General features: G+C 71.2%; 13 protein-coding genes. All 13 read left to right on the top strand.

Annotation, left to right across the window (positions count from 1 at the left end):
- Positions 1-9: 9 nt before the first annotated feature.
- From OG254_RS06450 to OG254_RS06390, 13 genes are read left to right on the top strand one after another with little or no spacing between them, the layout of a single operon-like run.
- Positions 10-1,995, top strand: coding sequence for an ATP-binding protein (locus OG254_RS06450; protein WP_405578177.1), 1,986 nt, complete (start codon positions 10-12; stop codon positions 1,993-1,995).
- Positions 1,986-2,288, top strand: coding sequence for a hypothetical protein (locus tag OG254_RS06445; RefSeq protein WP_405578174.1), 303 nt, complete (start codon positions 1,986-1,988; stop codon positions 2,286-2,288). Before OG254_RS06450 ends, OG254_RS06445 begins: the two co-directional genes overlap by 10 nt.
- Positions 2,285-9,037 (top strand): DUF4157 domain-containing protein, encoded by a 6,753-nt coding sequence (locus OG254_RS06440; RefSeq protein WP_405578172.1) that lies wholly within the window; start codon positions 2,285-2,287, stop codon positions 9,035-9,037. Before OG254_RS06445 ends, OG254_RS06440 begins: the two co-directional genes overlap by 4 nt.
- Before the next feature lie 14 nt (positions 9,038-9,051).
- Positions 9,052-9,720 carry a hypothetical protein gene (locus OG254_RS06435; protein ID WP_405578170.1) on the top strand — a complete coding sequence of 223 codons (669 nt, stop codon included), beginning with the start codon at positions 9,052-9,054 and terminating at the stop codon, positions 9,718-9,720.
- Positions 9,717-10,412 (top strand): hypothetical protein, encoded by a 696-nt coding sequence (locus OG254_RS06430; protein ID WP_405578168.1) that lies wholly within the window; start codon positions 9,717-9,719, stop codon positions 10,410-10,412. Before OG254_RS06435 ends, OG254_RS06430 begins: the two co-directional genes overlap by 4 nt.
- A gap of 10 nt (positions 10,413-10,422) precedes the next feature.
- Positions 10,423-10,806, top strand: coding sequence for a hypothetical protein (locus OG254_RS06425; RefSeq protein WP_351194325.1), 384 nt, complete (start codon positions 10,423-10,425; stop codon positions 10,804-10,806).
- Positions 10,799-11,938 carry a hypothetical protein gene (locus OG254_RS06420; RefSeq protein WP_351194326.1) on the top strand — a complete coding sequence of 380 codons (1,140 nt, stop codon included), beginning with the start codon at positions 10,799-10,801 and terminating at the stop codon, positions 11,936-11,938. The genes OG254_RS06425 and OG254_RS06420 overlap by 8 nt, the downstream gene beginning before the upstream one ends.
- 42 nt (positions 11,939-11,980) lie before the next feature.
- On the top strand, positions 11,981-12,517 hold the full coding sequence (locus OG254_RS06415) for a phage baseplate assembly protein V (RefSeq protein WP_351194328.1): 537 nt from the start codon (positions 11,981-11,983) through the stop codon (positions 12,515-12,517).
- 32 nt (positions 12,518-12,549) lie between these two features.
- Positions 12,550-12,885 carry a hypothetical protein gene (locus OG254_RS06410; RefSeq protein WP_405578163.1) on the top strand — a complete coding sequence of 112 codons (336 nt, stop codon included), beginning with the start codon at positions 12,550-12,552 and terminating at the stop codon, positions 12,883-12,885.
- Positions 12,882-13,274, top strand: coding sequence for a GPW/gp25 family protein (locus tag OG254_RS06405; protein ID WP_405578160.1), 393 nt, complete (start codon positions 12,882-12,884; stop codon positions 13,272-13,274). The genes OG254_RS06410 and OG254_RS06405 overlap by 4 nt, the downstream gene beginning before the upstream one ends.
- Positions 13,271-16,375 carry a putative baseplate assembly protein gene (locus OG254_RS06400; RefSeq protein ID WP_405578158.1) on the top strand — a complete coding sequence of 1,035 codons (3,105 nt, stop codon included), beginning with the start codon at positions 13,271-13,273 and terminating at the stop codon, positions 16,373-16,375. Before OG254_RS06405 ends, OG254_RS06400 begins: the two co-directional genes overlap by 4 nt.
- Complete coding sequence (locus tag OG254_RS06395) at positions 16,372-20,211, top strand: putative baseplate assembly protein (RefSeq protein WP_405578155.1); 3,840 nt, start codon at positions 16,372-16,374, stop codon at positions 20,209-20,211. The genes OG254_RS06400 and OG254_RS06395 overlap by 4 nt, the downstream gene beginning before the upstream one ends.
- Entirely contained in the window at positions 20,211-22,412 is a 2,202-nt protein-coding gene (locus OG254_RS06390; RefSeq protein ID WP_405578153.1) for a hypothetical protein, read from the top strand. The genes OG254_RS06395 and OG254_RS06390 overlap by 1 nt, the downstream gene beginning before the upstream one ends.
- Positions 22,413-22,448: the final 36 nt, after the last annotated feature.

Raw genomic sequence — 22,448 nt, 5'->3', positions numbered from 1 at the left:
GGTGAGGGCATGGGGACGAACGAGCCGGGCACGGCGGGTACTTCGAGCACCGCGGGCGGACACGACGTCGGCGCGACGCTGATCGAGGAGATCCGGCGCGTCCTGTCCCTGATCGACGCCCACGCCACCGGCGCCGGACAGGGAACGGAGCCGGAGTCCACCGGTTCGACGAGCCCGGCACCCCTGGCCGCCCCGGGCACCGCCCCCCTCGACGCCCTCGTCGCCTGCTTCGGCCTCACCACCTTCGAACGCGACCTGATCCTCCTCGCCGCCGCCGACGAGCTGGACCCGACGACCGCGGCCCGCTGCGCCGCCGCCTGCGGTGACCCCCAGCGGGCGTACCCGACGTTCTCGCTCGCCCTGGCCGCCCTCGCCGAACCGCACTGGAGCGCGCTCACGCCGGTCGCGCCGCTACGGCGCTGGCGGATCGCGGAGCTGGACGACGAGTCCCGGCTGACGACCTCCCGCCTCCGCCTGGACGAGCGGATCCTGCACTTCCTGCTGGGCTCGCCCTACCTGGACGCCCGGCTGCACGGCCGCCTGCGCCGCACCTCGGTGCCCGAGCAACTGCCGCCGTCGTACGACCTGGCCGCGAGCCGGGTCGCCGAGGGCTGGACGACTGGGGCGAGCCCCGACGCGCCGCTGCTCGTCGAGGTGACCGGCGGTGACCTGCGCAGCCGTGCCGACATCGCCGCCGCGGGGGCCGCCCGCTCCGGGCTCGGGGTGTACTCGATGGGCGCCGAGGACATCCCGACCGACCCTGCCGAACGCGACCGGCTCGCCCGGCTCTGGCAGCGCGAGGCGATCCTGCTGCCCGCCGCGCTGCTCGTCGAGGTCGGCGACCTGGACCGCGACCAGCGGGCGGCGACCGAGGCGTTCCTGGCCGGAGCGGCCGTACCCGTCGTCGTGTCGAGTGAGGACCCGCTGCGCTCGGACCGCCCGCACGGCGCACGCGTCGCCGTGCCGCGCCTCGACGAGGAGGAGCAGGTCGAGCTGTGGGGCCAGGCGATGCATCCGATCGCCGACCTGGACGAGGTCGAACTGCGGTCCCTGGTCGCCCAGTTCCAGCTGCCGCCGCACGTGATCCGGTCCGCCGCGGCGACCGTACGGCGCCGGCTGCCCTACGAGGACCTCGACGCCGCGCAGCTCGCCTGGCGGGCTGGCCTGGAGGAGGCCCGGATCGGCATGGACGAGCTGGGCCGCCGGATCGAACCGGAGGCGGCCTGGGGCGACCTGGTCCTCCACGACCGTCAGACGAACGTCCTGCGCGAGATCGTCGCCCATGTGCGCCAACGCGCCACGGTCCACCAGGAGTGGGGCTTCGCCGGCACCCTGCGCCGCGGCCTCGGCGTCACGGCCCTCTTCGCGGGCGGCTCCGGCACCGGCAAGACGCTGGCCGCGGAGGTCATGGCGAAGGAACTCGGCCTCGACCTGTTCATCGTCGACCTCTCCCAGGTCGTCAGCAAGTACATCGGCGAGACCGAGAAGAACCTCCGCCGGGTCTTCGACGCCGCCGAACGCGGCGGCGCGCTGCTGCTGTTCGACGAGGCCGACGCGCTGTTCGGCAAGCGCAGCGAGGTCAAGGACAGCCACGACCGGTACGCCAACCTGGAGGTCAGCTACCTCCTGATGCGGATGGAGGCCTACCGCGGCCTCGCCATCCTCACCACCAACATGAAGAAGGCCCTCGACACCGCCTTCCTGCGCCGCATCCGCTTCGTCGTCGACTTCCCCTTCCCGGCCGAGCACGAACGCGCCGAGATCTGGCGGCGGGTGCTGCCCTCGCGGGCCCCGGTCAAGGACATCGACACGGACCTGCTCGCCCAACTCACCGTCGCGGGCGGCTCGATCCGCAACATCGCGCTGTCCGGGGCGTTCCTCGCGGCGGAGGAGGGCGACCGCCTGCAGATGCGGCACATGCTGGCGGCGGCCCGCACCGAGTACCAGAAGCTGGAGCGTTCCCTGACTCCGGGGGAGGTGCGGGGATGGGTGTGAACGGCGAGACCGGCGGCGAGCGCCGGCCGCGCGAGATCCGGGTGGAGATCGGCGAACTCGCCCTCCATGGCTTCCGCGTGGACCCGGACCGTGTCTCGGCCGCCTTCGAGCACGAGCTGACCCGCCTGATCAGCGAACACGGCGTGCCGCTGGCGACCGACGGAGCCCTGAGCGCCGACACCCTCGCGGGCCTCCCCCCGCTGCCCGCCGGCCTCTCCGCCCGCCGCCTGGGCCAGGAGCTGGCCCGCGCGGTGCACGAGGGGCTCAGCGGCCACGGGGAGGTGACGCGATGAGTTCCCAGACCCAGGACGGGCACGCCGAGCAGGCCGCCGAACAGCGCCGCCGCAAGCGCAAGGAGCGGGCCGCCAAGTCCCGTACGCCTGAGCCGAAGGACATCGTCAGCGGCGCCGGTCAGCCGCTCGACCCCGGCGTACGACGAGAACTGGAGGAGCGGCTCGGCCACGACCTCAGCCGCGTCCGCCTGCACACGGGCCGCGACGCCGGGCAGCTGACGGACCTCCTCGGCGCCGACGCGGTCGCGGTCGGCCAGGACGTCTTCTTCGCCGAGGGCGCCTTCAAGCCCGGCACCGACGAGGGCCGCCGCCTCCTCTCCCACGAACTCCTCCACACCGTCCAGAACCCGCACGGCCTCGGCACGCTGCGCGCGGGGCGGGAGCTGGGGGCGGTGAGTCTGCCGCAGCAGGCGATCGAGCGGGAGGCGGAGTCGGCGGCGCAGGATCTCGTACGGGATCCGGAGGCCCGGCCGGAGACGGCGGACGTCGAGCAGGACCAGGCGACTCCTGGGTGGCTGCGGTACGCCACCGTCGATGCCGATCGGAGCCGGGCCGAGGCCATGGACCCGGCGACCCTCGTCGACCGGGTCGCCAACTCCGTCGTACGTTCCCTGCGCGGCGACCCCGAGGACTTGTCCCACCGCACACGCAAGCAACTCGCCCGGCTTCCCGAGGTGTTGCTCGACGGCGTCCTCGTCCGCCTGGAGAACCGGCTGCTCGCGCCCGAGCACGACCGGGTGCTCGACCTCGTCGACGAGGTCGAGGCATACGAGGACCACGCCGAGGCCCTCGAACGCCACGCGCACGACGCTCCCCAGATCGAGCCGGACGTGGCGGAGGAGGTGCGCACCGAGCGCGAGAACGAGCGGCGGGACGCGGAAGAGCGCAAGGCGGAGGAACAGCGCCCGAAGACCGCGCCCGGGCCGGAGAAGGAGCAGATCGACGACGAGGGTGCGGCCGGTAGCACCCCGCAGAACGGTGGTACGCCGGAACACGGGACGACTCCGCAGGGTGGCGGTGCGCCACGGGAGTCGGAGCCGGCGTCCGGTGCGGGATCAGCCGGTGCGTCCGGGGCTTCCCGGACAGGCGGCGGGCAGGGGGCGTCGGCCGCGCCCGCGACCCGGAAGGACCAGTCCTCTGCCTCCTCGGCATCCGGGGGGAAGTCGGAGGGCGGGCAGCGCGGCGGTCAGCAGGGCGGCGAGAAGAAGTCCCAGGACGCGGCGGGGGGCAAGGAGAAGGCCGGCAAGGAGGCCACCGAGCAGGAGCAGACGCCCGCCGCGACCAAGGAGGAGTCCGCGGCGAAGAACCGGCCGGGCGCGGCCGAGGCGAGGGTGGCGGGCCAGCAGCTCAAGCCGCAGGACAAGCGGGGCCAGGAGAAGCCCAAGGGCTCACCGGCCATCTCCGGCAAGGACACCCAGTCGGCGGGCAGGATCAGCACGCTGGAAGGGAAGCGCAATCAGGACGTCGAGGGGCTGGAGGAGGAGACCGAGGAGGACACCGACGGCTCCGGGAGCGAGTCGGAGGTCGAGGTCGGCGGTGAGGAGCCGAGCGCCTGGGACATCAAGCTTCAGCCCGAGGACTTCCTGCCGAAGCAGGACCTCGACGTGTCCGGCGTACCGACGGCGGACACGTTGGATCCGTCCGCCACCCCGTCCGTCCCGTCCTTCCCCGCTCCGCCGCCGACCAGGGCCGAAGAGGTGCAGGCGCAGCGGGACGCGGAGGACGCCGAGGACGAGGCCGCGGAGGCCGAGCCCGAGGAGGAGGACCTCGCCGAGGAGTCGGGGTCGTCGGCACCGGAGACCGAGGGCGGGCCGGCGAACGACGGCGGGGTCGGTGGCCTCGCTCTGGAGCAGGCCGCGGCGCCGCCGGTGGCGAGCACGGCGACCCGGGACCCCAAGGCGGGGGACGACCCGAAGGTGGGGGCGGTCGCCGCGCAGACGACCGTGCAGGAGGCCCCGGGCAGGACGGACGGGAAGTCCGAGGGCGGCAGTGAGGCCACGGAGTCGGCGGCCAAGGAGGAGAAGGGCACTGCGGCCGGCGGTGACAAGGCCGCGGCAGCGCCGGAGAAGGAGTCGCAGCAGGCCACCGGCGGCAGGTCCGCGCAGTCCGAGGCCGGAGGCAAAGAGGGCGCGAAGGAGTCGGGGGGCGGTTCCGGTTCGGAGGCCGCCGGCGCTCAGACCACTCAGGCGGCGCAGGACACGGCAGGGGCCGCGGGAGGCGGGTCCGGCTCAGGCGGCCCGAGCATGCCCGGCGGGACGTCCGCCGGTGCCACAACCGGTGCCGAGGGTGCATCGGAGACAGCCCCGTCGGGCGGTACGCCCCAGGAAAGCGCGCCGGAGCCCAGTGCTCGTACGGAGGCCCCGGCCGCGGCACCCAGGTCGGCGCCCGCCGCTCAGGAGTCGGCACCGGCACCGGCATCCGTGCCGCAAGCCGCCGCGAAGGCAGCCCCCGAGGCGAAGAGCGCACCGGAGACCGCACCCGCGCCCAAGGCGGCACCGTCGGGGGGATCCTCGGGTGCCGGCGGCGGTGGTGGTGGCGGCGGGGCGGCCGCCCCGGCTCGCGGAAAGGGCAAGAAGGACTCCGGCCCGGCCCCGAACCTCTCTGGCGTCGCCCCTGAGGCCGGCCTGTCCACAGCTTCTAAACTCAAGCCGCACAAGGCACTTCAGGCCATGGGCGGCGTGGGTGGCGCGGTGGACCGTACGGTCGGTGACGAGCACAAGACGCTCGCCGCGGCACCGCCCTCCATGCAGCGTCCGGCAGGCGCTCCGCAGACGCTGGAGGGCAAGCCGAAGACGGACGCTCCGGCCGCGTACTCGCAGGATCCGGCCGCGCAGGCGCAGGCGCCGGACCAGGAGAACGCCGAGGTCACCGGCGCGAAGGAGCCCGAGGGCCAGATCGAGGCCGAGAAGGCCGAGGAGCCCGGCGGCTGGGACACCTTCAAGATGGCCCTTGGCTTCATCGGCGGCAAGATCGTGAACGGGGTCGCGAGCCTCTTCGGCGCCGACGAACCCGTGGTGGATCCGCAGGAGCTGGCCGCGAAGTTCGCCGGTCTGCCGACGAAGGACGACGCGCTCAAGCAGGCACAGGCCGGCAACGCGCCGGGCGTCGAGATGCAGGGCGGAGCCGAGCAGGCGTCCGGCGAGCAGGGCGGCCACGTCGACGCCAAGGGCCAGGAGACCATAGGGACGGCTCAGGACGACGCCGGTCGCGGGATGGGCGAGGACCAGGTCTATCCCAACGCTCCCAAGGAGCAGATGTCCGCGAAGGTGCCGGGGCGTGGTGGCGGTGGGGAAGGTGTCGCCGTCGAGGGCGGGGGCGCAACCGGAGCCGTACCGCCGGAGGCCGCCTCCGAGGTGGCCGAGCATGAGCGTGGCCCGCAGTTCCAGGCCGCGTTCAGCGACGGTCAGAAGGGCGTGTCGGAGGGCCGTCAGGCCAAGGACCGTGACTTCCGCGACTCGCAGGCGAAGCACAAGCGGCAGGTCGATGCCGAGATCGCGGCCAACACCGAGACGCAGGCGGGCGAGCGCGAGAAGGCGATGGCCGACGTCACCGCCCAGCGCGAAGGCTGGCGCACGGAGCAGGACAAGGAGCTCAAGAGCCTCGGCGACAAGAAGTCCGACCGGCAGGAGAAGGTCCGCCAGGACGTCAAGGACGAGGAAAAGAAGACAGACGACAAGGTCGATACCGAGAAGGAGGGCAGCGACAAGAAGGTCAAGGACAAGGCCGACAACGCAGAGAAGGACGCGGACCGGCAGAAGAACAACGCTGCCCAGGACTCGGGCAATTGGCTCTCGAAGGCCTTTGATTGGATCAAACAAAAGGTCATCGAGATCAAGAACGCGATCGTCAGGGTCATCCGCGAGGCGCGTGACGCGGTCATCACCTTCATCCGCGACTTCAAGAAGAACGTCGAGGGATGGATCAACGCGGCTCGCAAGGGCATCATCGACGCGATCAAGAACCTGATCAAGGATCTGATCGAGTTCGCGATCTCGATGGTGCGGGCGGTCATCGATCTGGCCAAGCGCATCCGGAACCTGATCACCTCGCTGATCAATGCGGCGATCGCACTCGTCAACAGGCTCGCCACAGCGCTGAAGCAGGCCATCAGCGATCTGCTGGACTCCATCGGTAAGCTGCTGAGCAGCATCCTGGAGATCCTGAAGAAGGCCCTCCTGGACGTCATCAAGGCCGTCGTGGACGCGGTGAAGGCGGTCCTGGACTTCGCCGCCGGACTGCTGAACGCCCTCGGCGACTTCATGCTCATCGCGGTCGACTTCCTGTCCGACCCGGGTGGTTGGCTGAGCGGTGCCAAGAACTCCGCGGTGGACGGCGCGAAGAACCACCTGTTCCGCGAGGTCAAGGCGGCCGTCAAGGCATGGTTCCAGTCGAAGATCGAGGAGATCATCGGCGTCCCGAAGGCCATTCTCGACAAGCTGATCAAGGGCGGCATCACCCTCGAGCAGATCGTCAAGGAGACCTGGGACGCCATCGTCCCCCAACTCCCCTTCATCATCGGCGAGATCGTCATCACCAAGGTCATCGCCAAACTGATCCCGGGCGCCGGCTGGGTCATGGCCGTCATCGACGCCATCCGCACGGCCATCGGTGCGCTCGGCGAGATCCTGCGCGCGATGGGGGCGGTCCTCGACTGGCTCAAGGCCGTCCGCAGCGGCGGCGCGGGCATCCTGTTCGCGAAGGCGGTGGCGGCGGGCATCGTGGCGCTGCTGGAGCTGGCGTATGAGGCGCTGCTGAGCGGAATCGGCAAGTACGTCGCGAAGGTGGGGCGGCGCTTCAAGGGCATCGCCGAGAGGCTGGGCCGAGGCAAGGACGGCAAGGGCGACGGCAAAAAGCCCGCTGCCGGAGGCGCCGACGACAAGGGCGGCAAGCAGGGCGACAGAACGCCCGCGGACAGCAAGCCGGAAACCGGGGCGCCGACGGTGCGTCCTACGTCGGTCCTCCCCAAGCCGGGCAAGGGCCCGGGCTCGGCCGCAAGGCCGGAGGCGAAGCCCGTCCCGAACAAGCCGACGACGAAGGCGCCGGGCAAGGACACGACTCCGGACAAGCCCAGGGACACGACGAAGCCCAAGGACACGGACAAGCCGGGACAGCCGAACAAGAGCGGGGAAGCCGACAAGCCGGGCCGGCCGAAGGACAAGGACGGCGACAAGCAGGGCACCCGCCCGACGCTGCCTCCGAAGCCCAAGCCACAGGTTGACTCCAATCCAAAGCCTGACCCAGACGTGAAGCCAAAGGACGCTGACGGCAAGTCACCGGGCAAGCCGAAGGGCAGCGACGGCAAGGACGGGGACGGCAAGCCCAAGGCCGACAAGCCGAAGAACGAGAACGACGGCACGAAGAAGCCTAGGGAAGACGGCAAGGACCCGACGAAGCCCAAGGGCAAGGACGGCAAGGACACACCCGGAAAGTCCAAGGACGACAAGGACACACCGGGTAAGTCCAAGGACGACAAGGACAGTCCGACCAACCCCCGCCATTCCAAGCCTCCCAACAAGGGCCCCGCCAAAACGAAGCCCCGGCCCGACAAGGCCGGACCAGGTAGGCCCAAGCCCAAGGTCGAGAAGGACAAGCAGAAGCAGAAGGAGGGCTCCCAGGACGACCTCGGCAAGAGGCTCGCCATCATCACCGCGCGCATACGCGCCAAGCTGCTTCCGCTGCTCGACGAAGACGGCATGTGGGAATCGAGCTTCGACCCGCTGCTCCCCGCAATGAAGAGTTGGTACGGACTCACCAGCCTGCGAGCCCTTGGCGACCCGGATGTGAACGTCGTGGCCACGCTCAACCCTTCGTCCGTACCCGTGCGGGCCAAGCGCTGGCGTGACCCGCAGCTGCTGCAGCCGAGGATCGCACTGAAGCAGCTACGCGAGGACGGGCTGCCCAAGCCGGATCTGCCGGCCTTCAATGGCAACCAGGCGAGCTCCATGGATGCGCGGTTCCTCAGCCGCTCCGTGCGGAACACAGGATCGGTGCCCGGTCCCCACAGCAACCCACCCGGTTGGGCTTACGTCACGTCGAAGGGACTTTCCAAGGATTCTGCCTGGGTGCGCATGCATCTTCTCCCGGAGAAGATCGGGGGAATGGCATCCAACAACAACTTGGTTCCGGCGCCTGGATATTCAGTGAACACGCCAATGAACAACGAACTCGAGAAGTTTGCATACAATGACATCGCGGGCAAGGGGGACATGATCTGGTACAGGTCCGTTGTCTCTTTCCATCCCCTGCAGAAAGATGAGCCAGGGCCCACGGGGGAGGTCCTCAGGGGATTCCCCCAACAGATCACCTCCAGCTACGGCGAATACGACCACATCAAGGGAACCGGAAAGCACCGGGGCGACTGGAAACCGCACACCACAGCCAAGAAGACCAAGTCCATAGGGAACATACGGCTGCCTTCCCCGGACGAGCACACGCGACTCCTCATCAACTCCGCACGGGCCAAGACCCTTTTCAACCACCTCGGCGGAGACGCGGACATGGACCGCCCCTGGGGGCAGATCGCCCGCTATATCGCCGGCCTGGGCACGAGCGGCGAGAACAGAACCACTACGAGGTACGGCCGCGAGGTACCGGACGGCCATCCGCACTACTACTCGGTTTCCGATGTGCAACGGTATCTGGACACCAGAAGGGCAAGCATGTCGGACGAGGTGCGGCGGTTGATCAACCCTGCTCTGGCAAAACTCAGGAAGCTCGCCGGAGCAGGGAAGATTGACTGGAAGAACTAGCCAGGGAGGAAGAGATGCCAAGCGCATTCCAGTTGCGTGCCCGTGAGGCGTTCGAGCAGGTGAGGTCCACGGCTGAGTTCACCGTGGAAAGCTTCGAGATCGAAAGCGAGGGGGAGCGTCCACTCACGGAAGATGATGCGAAGCTGATTCGCCGTTACATGGGGCCCGCCGCTGTCGATGAGGTGAGGGACCATCTGCTCGACGTGGAGCAGATCCAGCTTTCCTGGCGCACCGCCGACTTCCGCGTATACGGAGAGTTCGCTCTCAAGGATCTCAGGACCTGCCTGTCGGGACGCTACATGCCCTACACGGACGAGCGGCTGACACCGGAAGAGCAGTTGGTGATGGATGAGATCAAGACCCTTGAGGAAGCACCGGGTTCTGGTCGTCTCACGGCACTGCGGGTCCACATGGACATGTCTCCGTGCCAGGAGATCTGGTTCTACGACATGAACCAACAACGGTTTGTGCTGCTTGATCTTGACTACTCGTCATACGTGGACAACCTGCTCATCACGAAAGGCATCCCTGGCTGGCAGTATCTCTACTCCGACGCGCGATTGGCCGACGAAGAATTCCGTCAGCTCGCCCGTCAGTTGCAGATCTCCCTGGATGCGCTTGAAGAAGTCTTCCCTGACCACGACTACACGGACCTGCGGGCCCGACTCGAGGAACGTCTGTGACCCGCTACGCCGACATCCCCAAACCCATCCGCTCCGGAATAGTCGTAGTCAACCCCGACACCGGCACCCCCCAGCGGATCATCGTCCTGCAATTCAACCCGGACACCCTGGAGCGCAGCGTCGCCCCCCAGTCCGCCGGCGACAGCGGCGACGCAGGGGGCGGTGGCACCGGGAGTGGGGACCGTAACGAGGCTCTCCGCCTCAAGGGCCCCGCCCAGGAGACCTGGAAGTTCACCGCCGAGATCGACGCCACCGATCAGTTCGAGATCGCCGCGCCCGACGGGATCCACCCGCAGCTCGCCACGCTCGAAATGCTGGTGCAGCCGACCACCGCCCAGCTCCGCGCAGCGATGAAGCTCTCCCAGAAGGGGGCCATCGAGATCAGTCCGATCGAGATGCCGCTCACCCTCTTCACCTGGGGGAGCAAGCGCGTGATGCCCGTCCGGCTCACCGAGCTCTCCGTCAACGAGTCCGCCTTCGACGTCAATCTCAATCCGATCCGGGCCTCCCTCAGCATCGGCATGAAGATCCTCACCGTCAGTGATCTGCCGGCCGGTCACCGCGGCGCCGACCTCTACATGGCGCACCTCGCCCAGAAGGAGCGGCTCGCCGCGGCCGCGCGCGGTGGCAGCCTCGGTTCGTTCGGGCTCGGCGGCGGCATCGGAACCAACGCCGTGATCGGAAGGGGCTGAGGAGCACACCATGGCCAACACAGAGCCCTACGAGAACGCCCTGGACGCCATACCCGGCGCCCACCCCTACCCCCGCACCAGCCGCTACCACGACGCCGAGATCGGGATCCACCGGCAGCCGGACGGCACCGAAGTGCGGTACACCAAGCGGCGGTTGCTGCCTCCTCTCGACCAGAGCCAGGACACCGACGACACCCTGCCCCACACCGTCGCCGCCGGCGAGCGCCCCGACCTCCTCGCGCAGCGGTACTTCGGCGACCCCTCCCAGTGGTGGCAGATCGCCGACGCCAACCCCGTACTCGATCCACGCGAGTTGACCGACGAGGCCGGGCGCGTCATCGACATCCCGCTCGCCGGCGGCTTCCCGGGCGGCAGGGGAGAGCGGCGTGTTTGATCTGCCCGTGGGGCAGGGCCCCGTCCACATCACGCTCCTCATGGGGCCCAAGCTCGCCCGGCCCGTCCCGGCCGAGGTGACCGAGGCCCTGCTGTCCGCCCAGATCACCGCCACCGCGGGGGAGCGCAGTGGGTTTCAGCTCGCCTTCGACCTCACCAAGAACGGGATCATCAGCCGTCGGCTGCTGCCCGAGGGGTTCTTCGATCCGAAGACCCGGCTTGTCGTCACCGTCAGCGTGAAGGGCACCTCGGACGTCCTCTTCGACGGGCTCGTCGTCCGGCACGAGGTCGGCGCCAGCAACCAGCCCGGGCACTCCACCCTCACCGTCACCGGCGAGGACCTCACCCTCCTCATGGACCTCGAGGAGCGTACCGACCGGTACCCGAACCTCCCGCCCTCCGAGCGCGTCCTCGCCATCCTGCGCCGCTACTCCGATTACGGCATCCGCCCCGACGTCTACACCGAGAAGGTCGCCCAACCCCCGCACCAGGACCTCCGCGTGCACTACCAGACGGGCACCGACCTCCAGTACGTCACCGAGCTCGCGCGGGCCAACGGCTACACCTTCTATCTGGAGCCCGGGCCCAACCCCGGTCAGTCCTCCGCCCGTTGGGGACCCGAGGTCCGCCTCGGCATCCGTCAGCACGCCCTCAACGTCAACATGGACGCCAACTCCACCGTGGACCAGCTGACGTTCGCGTACGACGGCACCGCGCGCGAGGAACCGCAGGCCCGCTGGCAGAACCCCGAGACCCGGCAGTCGGACCTGCTCCCGCAGCCGTCCATCAGCCCACTGCGCCCGCCCCTGGGCAAGCGGCCCACCCCGGCCCTCAAGCGCAGGACGCTCTCCGGCACCGCCAAGCACCAGCGCGAACAGGCCGAGGCCGAACTCCTCGCCCGCGCCGCCGTGTCCGCCGACGTCGTCTCGGGCTCCGGCTCACTCGACGTCATCCGGCACGGCTACATCCTGCAGCCGCGCCAGCTCGTCGGCGTACGCGGCTCGGGACGGGCGTACGACGGCGACTACTTCGTCAAGTCCGTGACGCACAACCTGCGTCCGGGCTCGTACCAGCAGAACTTCACCCTCTCCCGGGAGGGCCTGGAAGCGCGCAGCGACTACGTCCGGCCGTAACACACACCCGCTCACGACCCACCTACCAGGAGCACCTCCACCATGGCGGCACCCAGCAATCGCTACCTCGGCAAGTTCCGCGGCCGGGTCGTCAGCAACGACGACCCGCTGCGCATCGGCCGTGTCACCGTCGAGGTGCCGGACGTCCTCGGCGACGAGCCGTCCACCTGGGCGCTGCCCTGCCTGCCGTTCACCGGGCCGGAGTCGGGGCAGTTCGTGGTGCCGCCGCCGGGCGCGGGCGTGTGGGTGGAGTTCGAGCAAGGGGATCCCAGCTTCCCCGTGTGGACCGGGTGCTGGTACGGGGCGGCCGACGAACTGCCGCCCGACGCGCGGCGCGAGTTGCAGGCCAACTCGCCGAACAAGCCCGTCGTCGTGCAGACGCCGCAGGCACACAAGCTCGTCATGAACGACACGCCCGGTGCCGAGCAGGGGATTCTGCTCCAGGCCCAGGGCGGCGCGTACATCCGTATCACCAAGGAAGCCGTGGTCATCTCGACCGGCGCGGGCGCCGAGGTCCTGCTGCGCGGCAACGAAGTGACCATCAACGAGGGCCAGCTCACTGTGCTCTCGAAGCGATGACATCGACGAAGAAAGACGGGGGAGCACGAACCATGTCCGGGAGTCTGCTCGACGCCGGCGCCGTGATCGGCTGTCCGCACGGCGGCCGCGTCGCGCCCGCCACCACACCCTCCGGCGGCGTACGCCTCGCGGGCGCCGCCGTCGCCACGGCCGCACACAGCTACGTCGTCACCGGCTGCCCGCACACCGTGAACGGCGTGCCCTCGCCGTGCGTGTCGGTCCGCTGGACCGCCGACGGCACCGGCGTCACCGTCGACGGCCGGCCCGTGCTGCTCGACACGTCCGCGGCCCAGTGCTTCAGCGCGGCCTTCGTGCCGCAGGGACCACCCGTCGTCCAGGCCGCGCAGCGAAAGGTCACCATCCGATGAGCCGCCACACCGCCGGGCGCCCCCGCAGCGACCTCGCGTTCCCCTTCCGCGCCGACCGCCGGGGCCGCACCGCGCACGCCACCCGTGGCGAGCACGTCCACGACCTGATCGAGCAGCTGTTGTTCACCAGCCCCGGCGAGCGCGTGATGCGTCCCGACTTCGGCTGCGGGCTCCTCGACCTGGTCTTCGCCCCGACCAGCCCGGAACTCGTCAGCACCCTCGAACTCTCCGTCCACGCCTCGCTCCAGCGCTGGCTCGGCGACCTCATCGACGTGGAGGCCCTCGACGTGATCAGCGAGGACAACGTCGTCCGTGTCTATCTGTCGTACGTCGTGCGCGCCGACGGTGCCCGGCGCGACGACGTCTTCGAAGGGAGGGCCGCGGCATGACCGGGACGACCACCACCCCCTCCCGCCGGGGCAAGGTCCGCGCCGCCCAGCTTGGCGGCGTCGACGCCGTCGAGGTCAGCGACGACGGGCTGCTCCTCACCGTCACCTTCCTCGGCAAGGCCCCGCACGGCCTCGGCCCCGAGAACGTCCGCATCGACGGGGGCCGCCGCATCACCGGCATCACCGCCCTGGACGTCAGCGTGGAGCGCGAGGAGGACCCCGAGCTCGACGACCGGCTCTACGTCACCCTCGACCAGGCCGGCGACACCTCCCGCTACCGGCTCTCCCTCGTCGAGACGGACCCGTACGGACGGCCCGGGACGGAGCCGTACCGCGGCTTCGACCAGCGCTACCACAGCGCGAGCTTCGTCTTCCGGCCTGACTGCCCAACCCCCTTCGATTGCAAGGAAGATGAGCCGGAAGCGCCGGAATTCCCGGCCGCGCCCGTCATCGACTACACCGCCCGCGACTACGACACCATCCGCAAGCTGCTGCTGGACCGGCTCGCGCTCACCACGCCCGACTGGGTCGAACGCAACCCCGCCGACCTGGGCGTGACCCTCGTCGAGCTGCTCGCCCACACCGGCGACCAGATCAGCTACCAGCAGGACGCGGTCGCCACCGAGGCCTACCTCGACACCGCGCGGCGGCGCGTCTCCGTACGCCGGCACGTGCGGCTCATCGACTACGCGATGCACGACGGCTGCACGGCCCGCGCGTACGTCGCCGTCGAGTCCGCGGGCGACCACACGCTCGCCCCGGGCACCTACCGCTTCGCCTCCGTCGACATCCGCACCCTCGACCCGCACGACCGCCCGGAGCCCGGCACGGTCATCGACGAGGCCGATCTCGGCGACCTCGACGAGCGCGGCTCGGTGGAGGTCTTCGAACCCGTCGTCACCGCCGACCCGTTGGAGCTGCGCGTCGCGCACAACGCGATCCGGCTGTGGACCTGGGGCGGCGAGGTCTGCACCCTGGCGAAGGGCGCCACCTCGGCCACCCTGCGCGACGAGTGGGAGGACCCGGAGACCTGCCGGGACCGCCGACTCGACCTGAAGCCCGGCGACCTGCTCGTCCTGGAAGAGGTCAAGGGCCCGCGCACCGGCACGCCCGGCGACGCGGACCCGAGCCACCGGCAGGCCGTCCGGCTGACCTCCGTCACCCCGGCCCTGGACCGGATCGAGGACCAGCCGGTCCTGGAGGTCACCTGGGCCGCCGAGGACGCCCTGCGCTTCCCGCTCTGCCTCACCACACGCGGCGGTCGCGACTGCCTGCCCGTCGAGGACGTGACCCTCGCCCGCGGCAACGTCGTCCTGGTCGACCACGGCCGTACGCTCCACGGGCTCCCCGAGACGTTCACCGTCCCGCAGGTACCCGCCGAGGTCGCCCCCTGCGACCCGCCCGCCTTCGGCTGCTACGACCGCGAGGAGGGCAACGCCCCCGCCCGGCTCATCAACTCCCTCACGGACGAGGCGGAATCCGGCGACGCGCTGGCCCCCGACGACATCCGCGAGCTCTTCGAGGTCGTCGGCGAATCAGCCACCAACCGTGCCGGACTCGGCCTGGAACGCGCCGGCCAGCGCCACGAGCGCGTCGTGCCCGGCACGTCCTACGCCCAGGCCGCCGCCCTGCGCACCCTGCTCGCCCAGTCCGTCTACCCGGGCATCCAGCCCCGCTTCCGCCCCATCCTAGGGCGCACGCCGGTCACGCAGGCGGTGCCGTTCCCTGAGCAGGCCACCGTCGCCGCCGGACAGGCCGCGCGGATCGGCGCGATTCCGGGACGGGTGCGGCAGCGGCTCGTCGAGCTGTGGCGCAGCGCCCGCGACCGCGACGGCCTCGCGGACGGCGAGATCGCCGAACTCGCGGTCATCTACGGTCTGCGGATCCTGGAGCGCATCGAGCTGCGCCGCCATCCCGTCCGTGCCCTGCGCGAACTCCTGTTCCGCAGCGACCAGTTGCTCGACGCCAAGCTGCGCCGGATCGAGGTCCTCACGGCCCGCGCCCGCGCGGGCACCGTCCTGGACGGGCACATCGCCTGGGAGATCGCCCACAGCTGGGGCCCGTCGTACGCGGCCGGGCTGCACCCCGACGAGCTGGTGCTGCGCGGTTCCGCGACCGCCGCGCTCGGCCAGGACCCGCGCCGCGCCCTGCCCGCCGTACGCCTGCACGCGGGCGACGACGAGACCTGGGAGCCGCGCCGCGACCTGCTCGACAGCGGCCCGCGTGACCGGCACTTCGTCGGCGAGCTGGAGGACGACGGCCGTCTCGCCCTGCGCTTCGGCGACGGACGCCACGGCGTCAGGCCCACGCCGGGATCACGGCTCGCCGCGCACTACCGCCTCGGCGGCGGCACGGCCGGCAACGTCGGCGCGGAGGCCATCAACCACCTCGTCGTCCAGTCCGACTGCGAGACACCGCCCGCCGCCGTCGTACGCAACCCGCTGCCCGCCGTCGGCGGCTCGGAACCCGAACCCGTCGAGCAGGTACGCCAGTTGGCCCCGCTCGACCTGCGCCGCACGCGCCTGCGCGCGGTCACCGCCGAGGACTACGCGGCCCTCGCCGGTGCCCTGCCCGGCGTCCAGCGGGCGGCGGCTGAGCTGCGCTGGACCGGCAGCGTCCAGGAAGCGCACATCGCCGTCGACGCGTACGGCACCGGCGCCCCGTCGGCCGAGCTGCTCGCCTCCGTCGCCCAGGCCCTGGAGCCGTACCGGCGCATCGGCCACGACCTCGTCGTCGACGCCGCGCGCCTGGTCCCGCTGGACATCGCGCTGACCGTGTGCGCCAAGCCCGGCCATCAGCACGGGCAGATCCTGGCCGAGCTGTACCGCGTGCTCGGCAGCGGTGTGCGGGGCTTCTTCCACCCGGACGCGCTGACCTTCGGCGAGCCGGTGCGGCTCAGCCGTCTGGTCGCCGTCGCCGCGGCCGTGCCCGGTGTGGAGAGCGTCCAGGTCACCCGGCTGCGAAGGCTGTTCGAGCCGGACCGAGGAGAGAGGGAGGACGGCGTGCTGCGGCTCGGCCCGCTGGAGATCGCCACCTGCGACAACGACCCGGACCGGCCGGAGAACGGCCGGCTGGCGATATCCCTGGGAGGTGCCCGATGACCGGCGTCCCGACGACCGAGGGCACGTTCCCCGACGAGTGCGGCTGCGGCGGCGCCTGCCGCGGCGGCCACGACGAACGCCTCGCCCCGGCCCCCGTGCACAACCCGCCCGGCCGCACGGCCCTGGACTACCGCGTCGGCGAGTACGGCTCCTTCCGGGCGGCCCTGCTCGACCGGCTCGCCTCACCGGCGTACCCGGCGCTCCAAGGCCTCACCGTGCGCACCCCGGACGACCCGGCGATCGGCCTCCTCGACGCCACCGCCGTCCTCGGCGATCTGCTCACGTTCCACTCCGAGCGCATCGCCGACGAGGCCTACATCCGTACGGCCAACGAGCACCGCTCCCTGGTCCTGCTCGGCCGCCTCGTCGGCCACCGCCCGCGCCCCGGCGTCGCCGCCGCCACGCACCTGGCGTACACCCTGGAGCGCGACCCGCGCGCCGAGGCGCTGCCGGTGCTGATCCCGCGCGGCGCCCGCAGCCACAGCGTGCCGGCCTCGGCCGACGAGCAGTCCCTGACCTTCGAGACCAGCCGTGACCTGACGGCCCGCTGGGACTGGAACGAGCTGAAGGTGCGTCGCCGGCGCCCCTCCCTCGTCACGCCCGAGGACCTGGAGCGGCGCTCGGAGATCTTCGTCGAGGGCACGGCGAACTCGCTCCAGACCGGCGACCAGTTGCTCTTCGTCTTCGGTGAACAGGCGGGTGGCGAGCGCAAGTTGCTGCCGGTCGCGAAGACGCGGGTCGACCGGGAGGACGAGATCACGGCGATCTCCCTGCCGAAGTCTGCTCCACCGACGCTGAAGGAGCTCGTCGACGAGGTGCGCCGCTGGACGGCCGCGCCGGCCGCTCCGGGCGAGCCCGGCGATGAGCCGCCCACGCCCGAGGTGCCCAACCCGCGGCCGGTCAGTCGGCTGATCGAGGACTTCGAGGACCAGGTTCTCGCGCCGCTGCGGGGGGATCTGGACGGCATCAAGAGTCCCGAGCGGCTTGCGGCCCGCCTTGCCGAGCCGGTCGCCCGTCTCGGCGAGGCCCAGGTGCTGGCTGAGCCGTATGAGGACGTCGCGGCTTGGTTCGAGCAGTTGGAGGCGGTGCTGGCCGAACTGGCGGAACGCGCCTTGGAGTTGGCACCGGCGCAATCGGTAGAGCCAGGTAGTCGGTCGTCTGCGGCGCCGTTGGGGCTGGTCGCGCCCCGCGGCGGAGCCGCAGATCGATACAGCCCCGCGCCCCTTGGGGATGATTCGCGCACCGCGGCTCTCACAGCTCTCGGTGCTGTGCTCCCCGCCCTGCGTGCCTCGAACCCTGCCCCGCGCGGCGGCACCGGGTCCCAGCGCCCCGGCACCGACACGGCCCGCCTGCTCTCGGCCCTCAACCCCGGCCTCGGTAGCCTCTACCCGGCCTGGCGCAAAGCGGCGTCCGCTGCCCCGCAGCTTCTCCGCGAGCTGCTCGCCATGAGGGTCACCGCCGCCCCCTTCGGCTCCACCGCCCCGCTCAAGCCGGTCCAGGACGACCGCGGCCGCGTCATCCGCACCGCCGACTGGCCGCTCACGGGCGCCGTGCTGGCGAGCATGCGGGTCGTGTACGACACGTCGGGCCGGACCCCGGTCCGCGCCGAGTTCCAGTACGTCGAGGGCAGCAGCTCCGACCAGCGCGCCGAGAACCTGCCCGTCGCCCAGCCGGTCGGGTTCCCGCTCGGCACGGGCCGGGTCGAGCTGTCGGTGCGCTCCGGCCAGGACCGCGACCTCAACTGGCTCAACCGCCGGCCCGCCGACTCCCAGGAGCCCGGCGTCACGGCGCGCCTGCACTCGGGCCTGCCCGAGCGCACGCTCTTCGTGTCCCGGCCGGACGACGAGGGCCTGGTCCATGTCGGCGTCCACAACGGCACATCGGAACAGATCGCCCTGCGGCCGAACACGAGCGAGCAGTTCACCCACGGCGAGTACGAGGTCGGCGTCAAGTACACGGTGGGTACGACCGAGCCCAACATCGAAGTCGTCATCGCCAGCAAGCCCGAGCCCCTCAACCGCCGTATCCTCCAGCTGGACACGGTCCACACCGGCATCACGGTCGGCAGCTGGGTCGCCGTTCAGCGTCCCGCCAAGGGCGCCGAGAAGGGCATCCCCGGCGACGCCAAGCTCGCGTTCGTCACCAGCCAGGTCGTCGCGGCGCGTACGGCGGCGTACAGCAACTACGGCATCACCGGACGGGGCACCGAACTCACCCTGGCCGACCCGTGGTTGGACGAGTTCGACGTCCTGCTCTCGCACATCCGCGACACCACCGTCCACGCCGCCGGCGAACCGCTCCGGCTCGCCGACGAACCGCTCGGCGAGGACATCCACGGCAACGAGATCGAACTCGCCGAGCTGTACGACGGGTTGCGGCCCGGCCGCACGCTCATGGTCAGCGGCGAGCGCAGCGACATCCCGGGGACGGCGGGTGTGAAGGCCACCGAGGTCGTCGTCATCGCCGCCGCCGACCCGGCCGTCGACCCGCAACTGCCCGGCGATCACGTCCACACCCGCCTGACCCTGACGGCCGACCTCGCGCATCGCTACCGCCGCGAGAGCGTCAGGATCCTCGGCAATGTCGTCGAGGCCACCCACGGCGAGAGCCGCGAGGAGGCCATCGGCAGCGGTGACTCGGACCGCGTGAACCAGACCTTCGCGCTCTGGCAGTCCCCGCTCACCTGGCTCGCCGACGACAACCCCCTCGGCGCCACACCGGTCCTGGAGATCCGGGTCGACGGCATCCAGTGGCACGAGGTGGACAGCCTCGCCGGACGCGGCCCCGGCGAGCGGGTCTACATCACGGGCTCCACCGCCGACGGCCGTACGACGGTGACCTTCGGCGACGGCATCAACGGCGCCCGGCTGCCCTCCGGCCACGAGAACATTCGCGCCCGCTACCGCTTCGGCACCGGCAAGGCCGCCAACGTCGCCGCCGACCGCGTCACCCAGCCCCTCACCCGGCCGCTCGGCGTCACGCAGGTGACCAACCCGCGCCCGGCGAAGGGCGGCGCGGACGCGGACGGCCCCGGCCTGACCCGCCGTACGATCCCCCTTGCCGTCTCGGCGCTGGACCGCCTGGTCTCCGAGTCCGACTACGAGGACTTCGCCCGCTCCCGCGCCGGCATCGGCCGGGCCGCCGCGCGTGAACTCTTCGACGGGCGCCGCCGCGTGCTGCACGTGACGGTCGCGGGCACCGACGACGTGCCGATCGACGACGACTCCGACACGCTCAGGGCCCTGCGTGGTGCGCTCACCGAGTACGGGGACCTGAACCTCCCGGTGCGGGTGGACGTGCGCGAGCTGGTCCTGCTGCTCATCGCCGCCAAGGTGAAGGTCGCCCCCGACCACGCCTGGGAGTTCGTGGAGCCGCGGCTGCGCCAGGCGCTGCTCGGCCGACTCGGCTACGAGGGAAGGGAGTTGGGCAGGCCCACCCGCCTCTCCGACGTCCTCGCCACGGCCCACTCCGTGCCCGGCGTCGACTACGTCGACGTGGACGTCTTCACCGGCGTCCCCGCGTCCGCCACGGCCGAGGAACTCACCGGGATCCTCACCGACCCCGGGCCGTCCAGGGCGTCGGTCCCGGCGCACCCGGCGACGTACGACGAGAAGATCCACACGGTCCGCGCCGCGAACGGCGAGACGCTGTCGGAGATCTGCGCCAAGTACGGCGTCCCGCTCGCCGAACTCCTGCGCCTGAACCCCGACATCACCGACACCCGGCGCCTGGCGAAGGGCCGTTCGGTGTTCGTCTTCCGCGGTATCCGCCCGGCCCAGCTCGCGATGCTGTCGCCCAAGGCCGCGGACACCCTGATTCTGACGGAGGTCAAGTGATGTCCCCGGACGTCAAGTTGGAGACGCCTACCGCGTCCAGGGAACCGGACGGGCTCGCCGCGCTGCTGCCCCGCTGGCACCTGCTGCGCGACGCCGAGGAGGGCGAACCGCTGCGCGCGCTGCTCGCGGTGATCGCCGAGCAGCTCGACCGGGTCCGCGACGGCGTCGAGCAGGGCTACGAGGACCTGTTCGTGGAGACGGCCGCCCCCTGGGTGCTGCCGTACCTCGGCGATCTGGTCGGCTACCGCACCCTGCCCGGCTACGAGCGGGTCCTGACGACCGGCCTGCACGAGGGGGGCCGCGCCGCTCTCGCCGAGGCCGTCGCCCCGCGCGCCGACGTGGCCGCCACCGTGGCGGGCCGCCGCCGCAAGGGCACCCTCCACCTCCTGGAGGAACTCTCCGACCAGGTCACCGGCTGGCCCGCGCGCGCCGTCGAGCTGTCCCGGCAGGTCTCCCACACCCAGCCCGTGAAGCTGTACGGCGACACGGGCGCCCACCGGGGCGGACGCGGCCGGCTCGTCGACCTGCGCGACAACTCCGCCCTCGACCTCGCGGGCGGCCCCTTCGGCGCGACGGCCCGCACGGTCGACGTCCGGCGCGCCAACTCCCGGCACCGGCAGGGTGGTTGGACCCCGGCGGGCGTCGCCCTCTTCGTCTGGCGGCTGAAGGCGCACTCGCTCACGCAGTCCCCGGCTTACTGCATCGACCGCGCCCGCAACCTCTACACCTTCTCGATCCTCGGCAACGACACCCCGCTGGTCACCAAGCCGTTCCCGGAGCCGTCGCCCACGCACATCGCGACCATCGACAACGTCCCGGCGTTCGTCACCCGCCGCCAGCTCCACGACCGGCTCGCCGACTACTACGGTCCCGGCAAGAGCCTCGTCATCCGGCGTGACGGCGAGGACCAGCCCGTACCGCCGTCCGACATCGTGGTCGCCGACCTGTCCGACTGGCGTTACCGGCCCAAGCGCGGCCAGGTCGCCGTGGACCCGGAGCTCGGGCGGATCGCGTTCGGCTCGCGGTCGGCGCCCCGGCAGGGTGTGTGGGTGGACTACCACCACGCGTTCGCGGCGGACATGGGCGGCGGTGAGTACGACCGCCCCGACCGCGAGCCCCTCCCCCAAGCTCTCGACTCCGCTCGAGCAGGGGGGACCCCCATCGAGGCGGCGGTCTACCGGGTCGGCCCCGGGCAGCCGTACCGCCAGATCATGGACGCCTACCGGGCCTGGCAGCACGACCGCAGGGCCGAGCGGACCGGCCCCGACGGCATCATCGAGATCACGCACAGCGGCGCCTACCAGGAGCAGCTGGACTTCGACCTCGACCCCGGCGACCGCCTGGAGGTCCGGGCCGCCGAGGGCACCCGGCCGGTGATCCGCCTGCTCGACTGGTACAGCAACCGTCCCGACGCCCTCAACATCCGTGCCGTGTCGGAGGACTGCGCCCCGCACGAGCGTCCGCGCATCGTCCTGGACGGTCTGCTGGTCGCCGGACGCGGCATCAACGTCACCGGCCCCATGGGGGCGGTCGTCGTACGGCACTCCACGCTCGTGCCCGGCTGGTCGCTGGAGCCCGAGTGCGACCCGCACTCGCCCGAGGAACCCAGCATCGTCCTGGAGCGCACCACCGCGTGCGTCCAGATCGAGCACAGCATCCTCGGCACCATCGAGGTCATCGGCGACGAGGTGAGCGAGGACCCCCTCGACATCCATCTGCGCGACAGCGTCCTCGACGCCACCGGCCATGGTCGCGAGGCCCTGTCCGCACCGGACTGCCGTCACGCCCACGCGGTGCTCCACCTGCATCGCACCACCGTGATCGGCGAGATCTTCACCCACGCCGTGCAGATCGCCGAGAACTCGATCCTCACCGGACGGCTCCATGTGGCCCGGCGCGGCATCGGCTGCCTCAGGTACTCGTATGTGCCGCCCGGCTCGCGCACCCCGCGCCGGTTCCGCTGCCAGCCCGATCTGAACGCGGGCGCACGGCCGTTGTTCACGTCGCTGCGGTACGGGACGCCCTGGTACGGCCTGTTGGCGGACAGGTGCGCCGAGGAGATCCGGCGCGGCTCGGACGACGGCGCCGAGATGGGCGCCTTCCACGACCTGTACCGGCCGCAGCGCGAGGACGGCCTCAGGGCACGGCTCGCGGAGTACACCCCGGCGGGCACGGACGCCGGCATCTTCTTCGTCACGTGAGCGCCGCCGCCGTAAGCCCTACCCGCACTTTCCTGA

It is taken from the genome of Streptomyces sp. NBC_01092 (assembly GCF_045039535.1).
In the GTDB taxonomy this organism is placed as follows: Bacteria; Actinomycetota; Actinomycetes; order Streptomycetales; family Streptomycetaceae; genus Streptomyces.
The sequence above is the reverse complement of the archived record's forward strand: the minus strand, read 5'-3'. Positions and strand labels throughout refer to the sequence as shown.

What these genes read in the sequence shown, in the direction of transcription:
- OG254_RS06450 (WP_405578177.1), top strand. Translation starts at nt 10, where the DNA reads ATGGGGACGAACGAGCCGGGCACGGCGGGTACTTCGAGCACCGCGGGC.
- OG254_RS06445 (WP_405578174.1), top strand. Translation starts at nt 1,986, where the DNA reads ATGGGTGTGAACGGCGAGACCGGCGGCGAGCGCCGGCCGCGCGAGATC.
- OG254_RS06440 (WP_405578172.1), top strand. Translation starts at nt 2,285, where the DNA reads ATGAGTTCCCAGACCCAGGACGGGCACGCCGAGCAGGCCGCCGAACAG.
- OG254_RS06435 (WP_405578170.1), top strand. Translation starts at nt 9,052, where the DNA reads ATGCCAAGCGCATTCCAGTTGCGTGCCCGTGAGGCGTTCGAGCAGGTG.
- OG254_RS06425 (WP_351194325.1), top strand. Translation starts at nt 10,423, where the DNA reads ATGGCCAACACAGAGCCCTACGAGAACGCCCTGGACGCCATACCCGGC.
- OG254_RS06415 (WP_351194328.1), top strand. Translation starts at nt 11,981, where the DNA reads ATGGCGGCACCCAGCAATCGCTACCTCGGCAAGTTCCGCGGCCGGGTC.
- OG254_RS06410 (WP_405578163.1), top strand. Translation starts at nt 12,550, where the DNA reads ATGTCCGGGAGTCTGCTCGACGCCGGCGCCGTGATCGGCTGTCCGCAC.
- OG254_RS06405 (WP_405578160.1), top strand. Translation starts at nt 12,882, where the DNA reads ATGAGCCGCCACACCGCCGGGCGCCCCCGCAGCGACCTCGCGTTCCCC.
- OG254_RS06400 (WP_405578158.1), top strand. Translation starts at nt 13,271, where the DNA reads ATGACCGGGACGACCACCACCCCCTCCCGCCGGGGCAAGGTCCGCGCC.
- OG254_RS06395 (WP_405578155.1), top strand. Translation starts at nt 16,372, where the DNA reads ATGACCGGCGTCCCGACGACCGAGGGCACGTTCCCCGACGAGTGCGGC.
- OG254_RS06390 (WP_405578153.1), top strand. Translation starts at nt 20,211, where the DNA reads ATGTCCCCGGACGTCAAGTTGGAGACGCCTACCGCGTCCAGGGAACCG.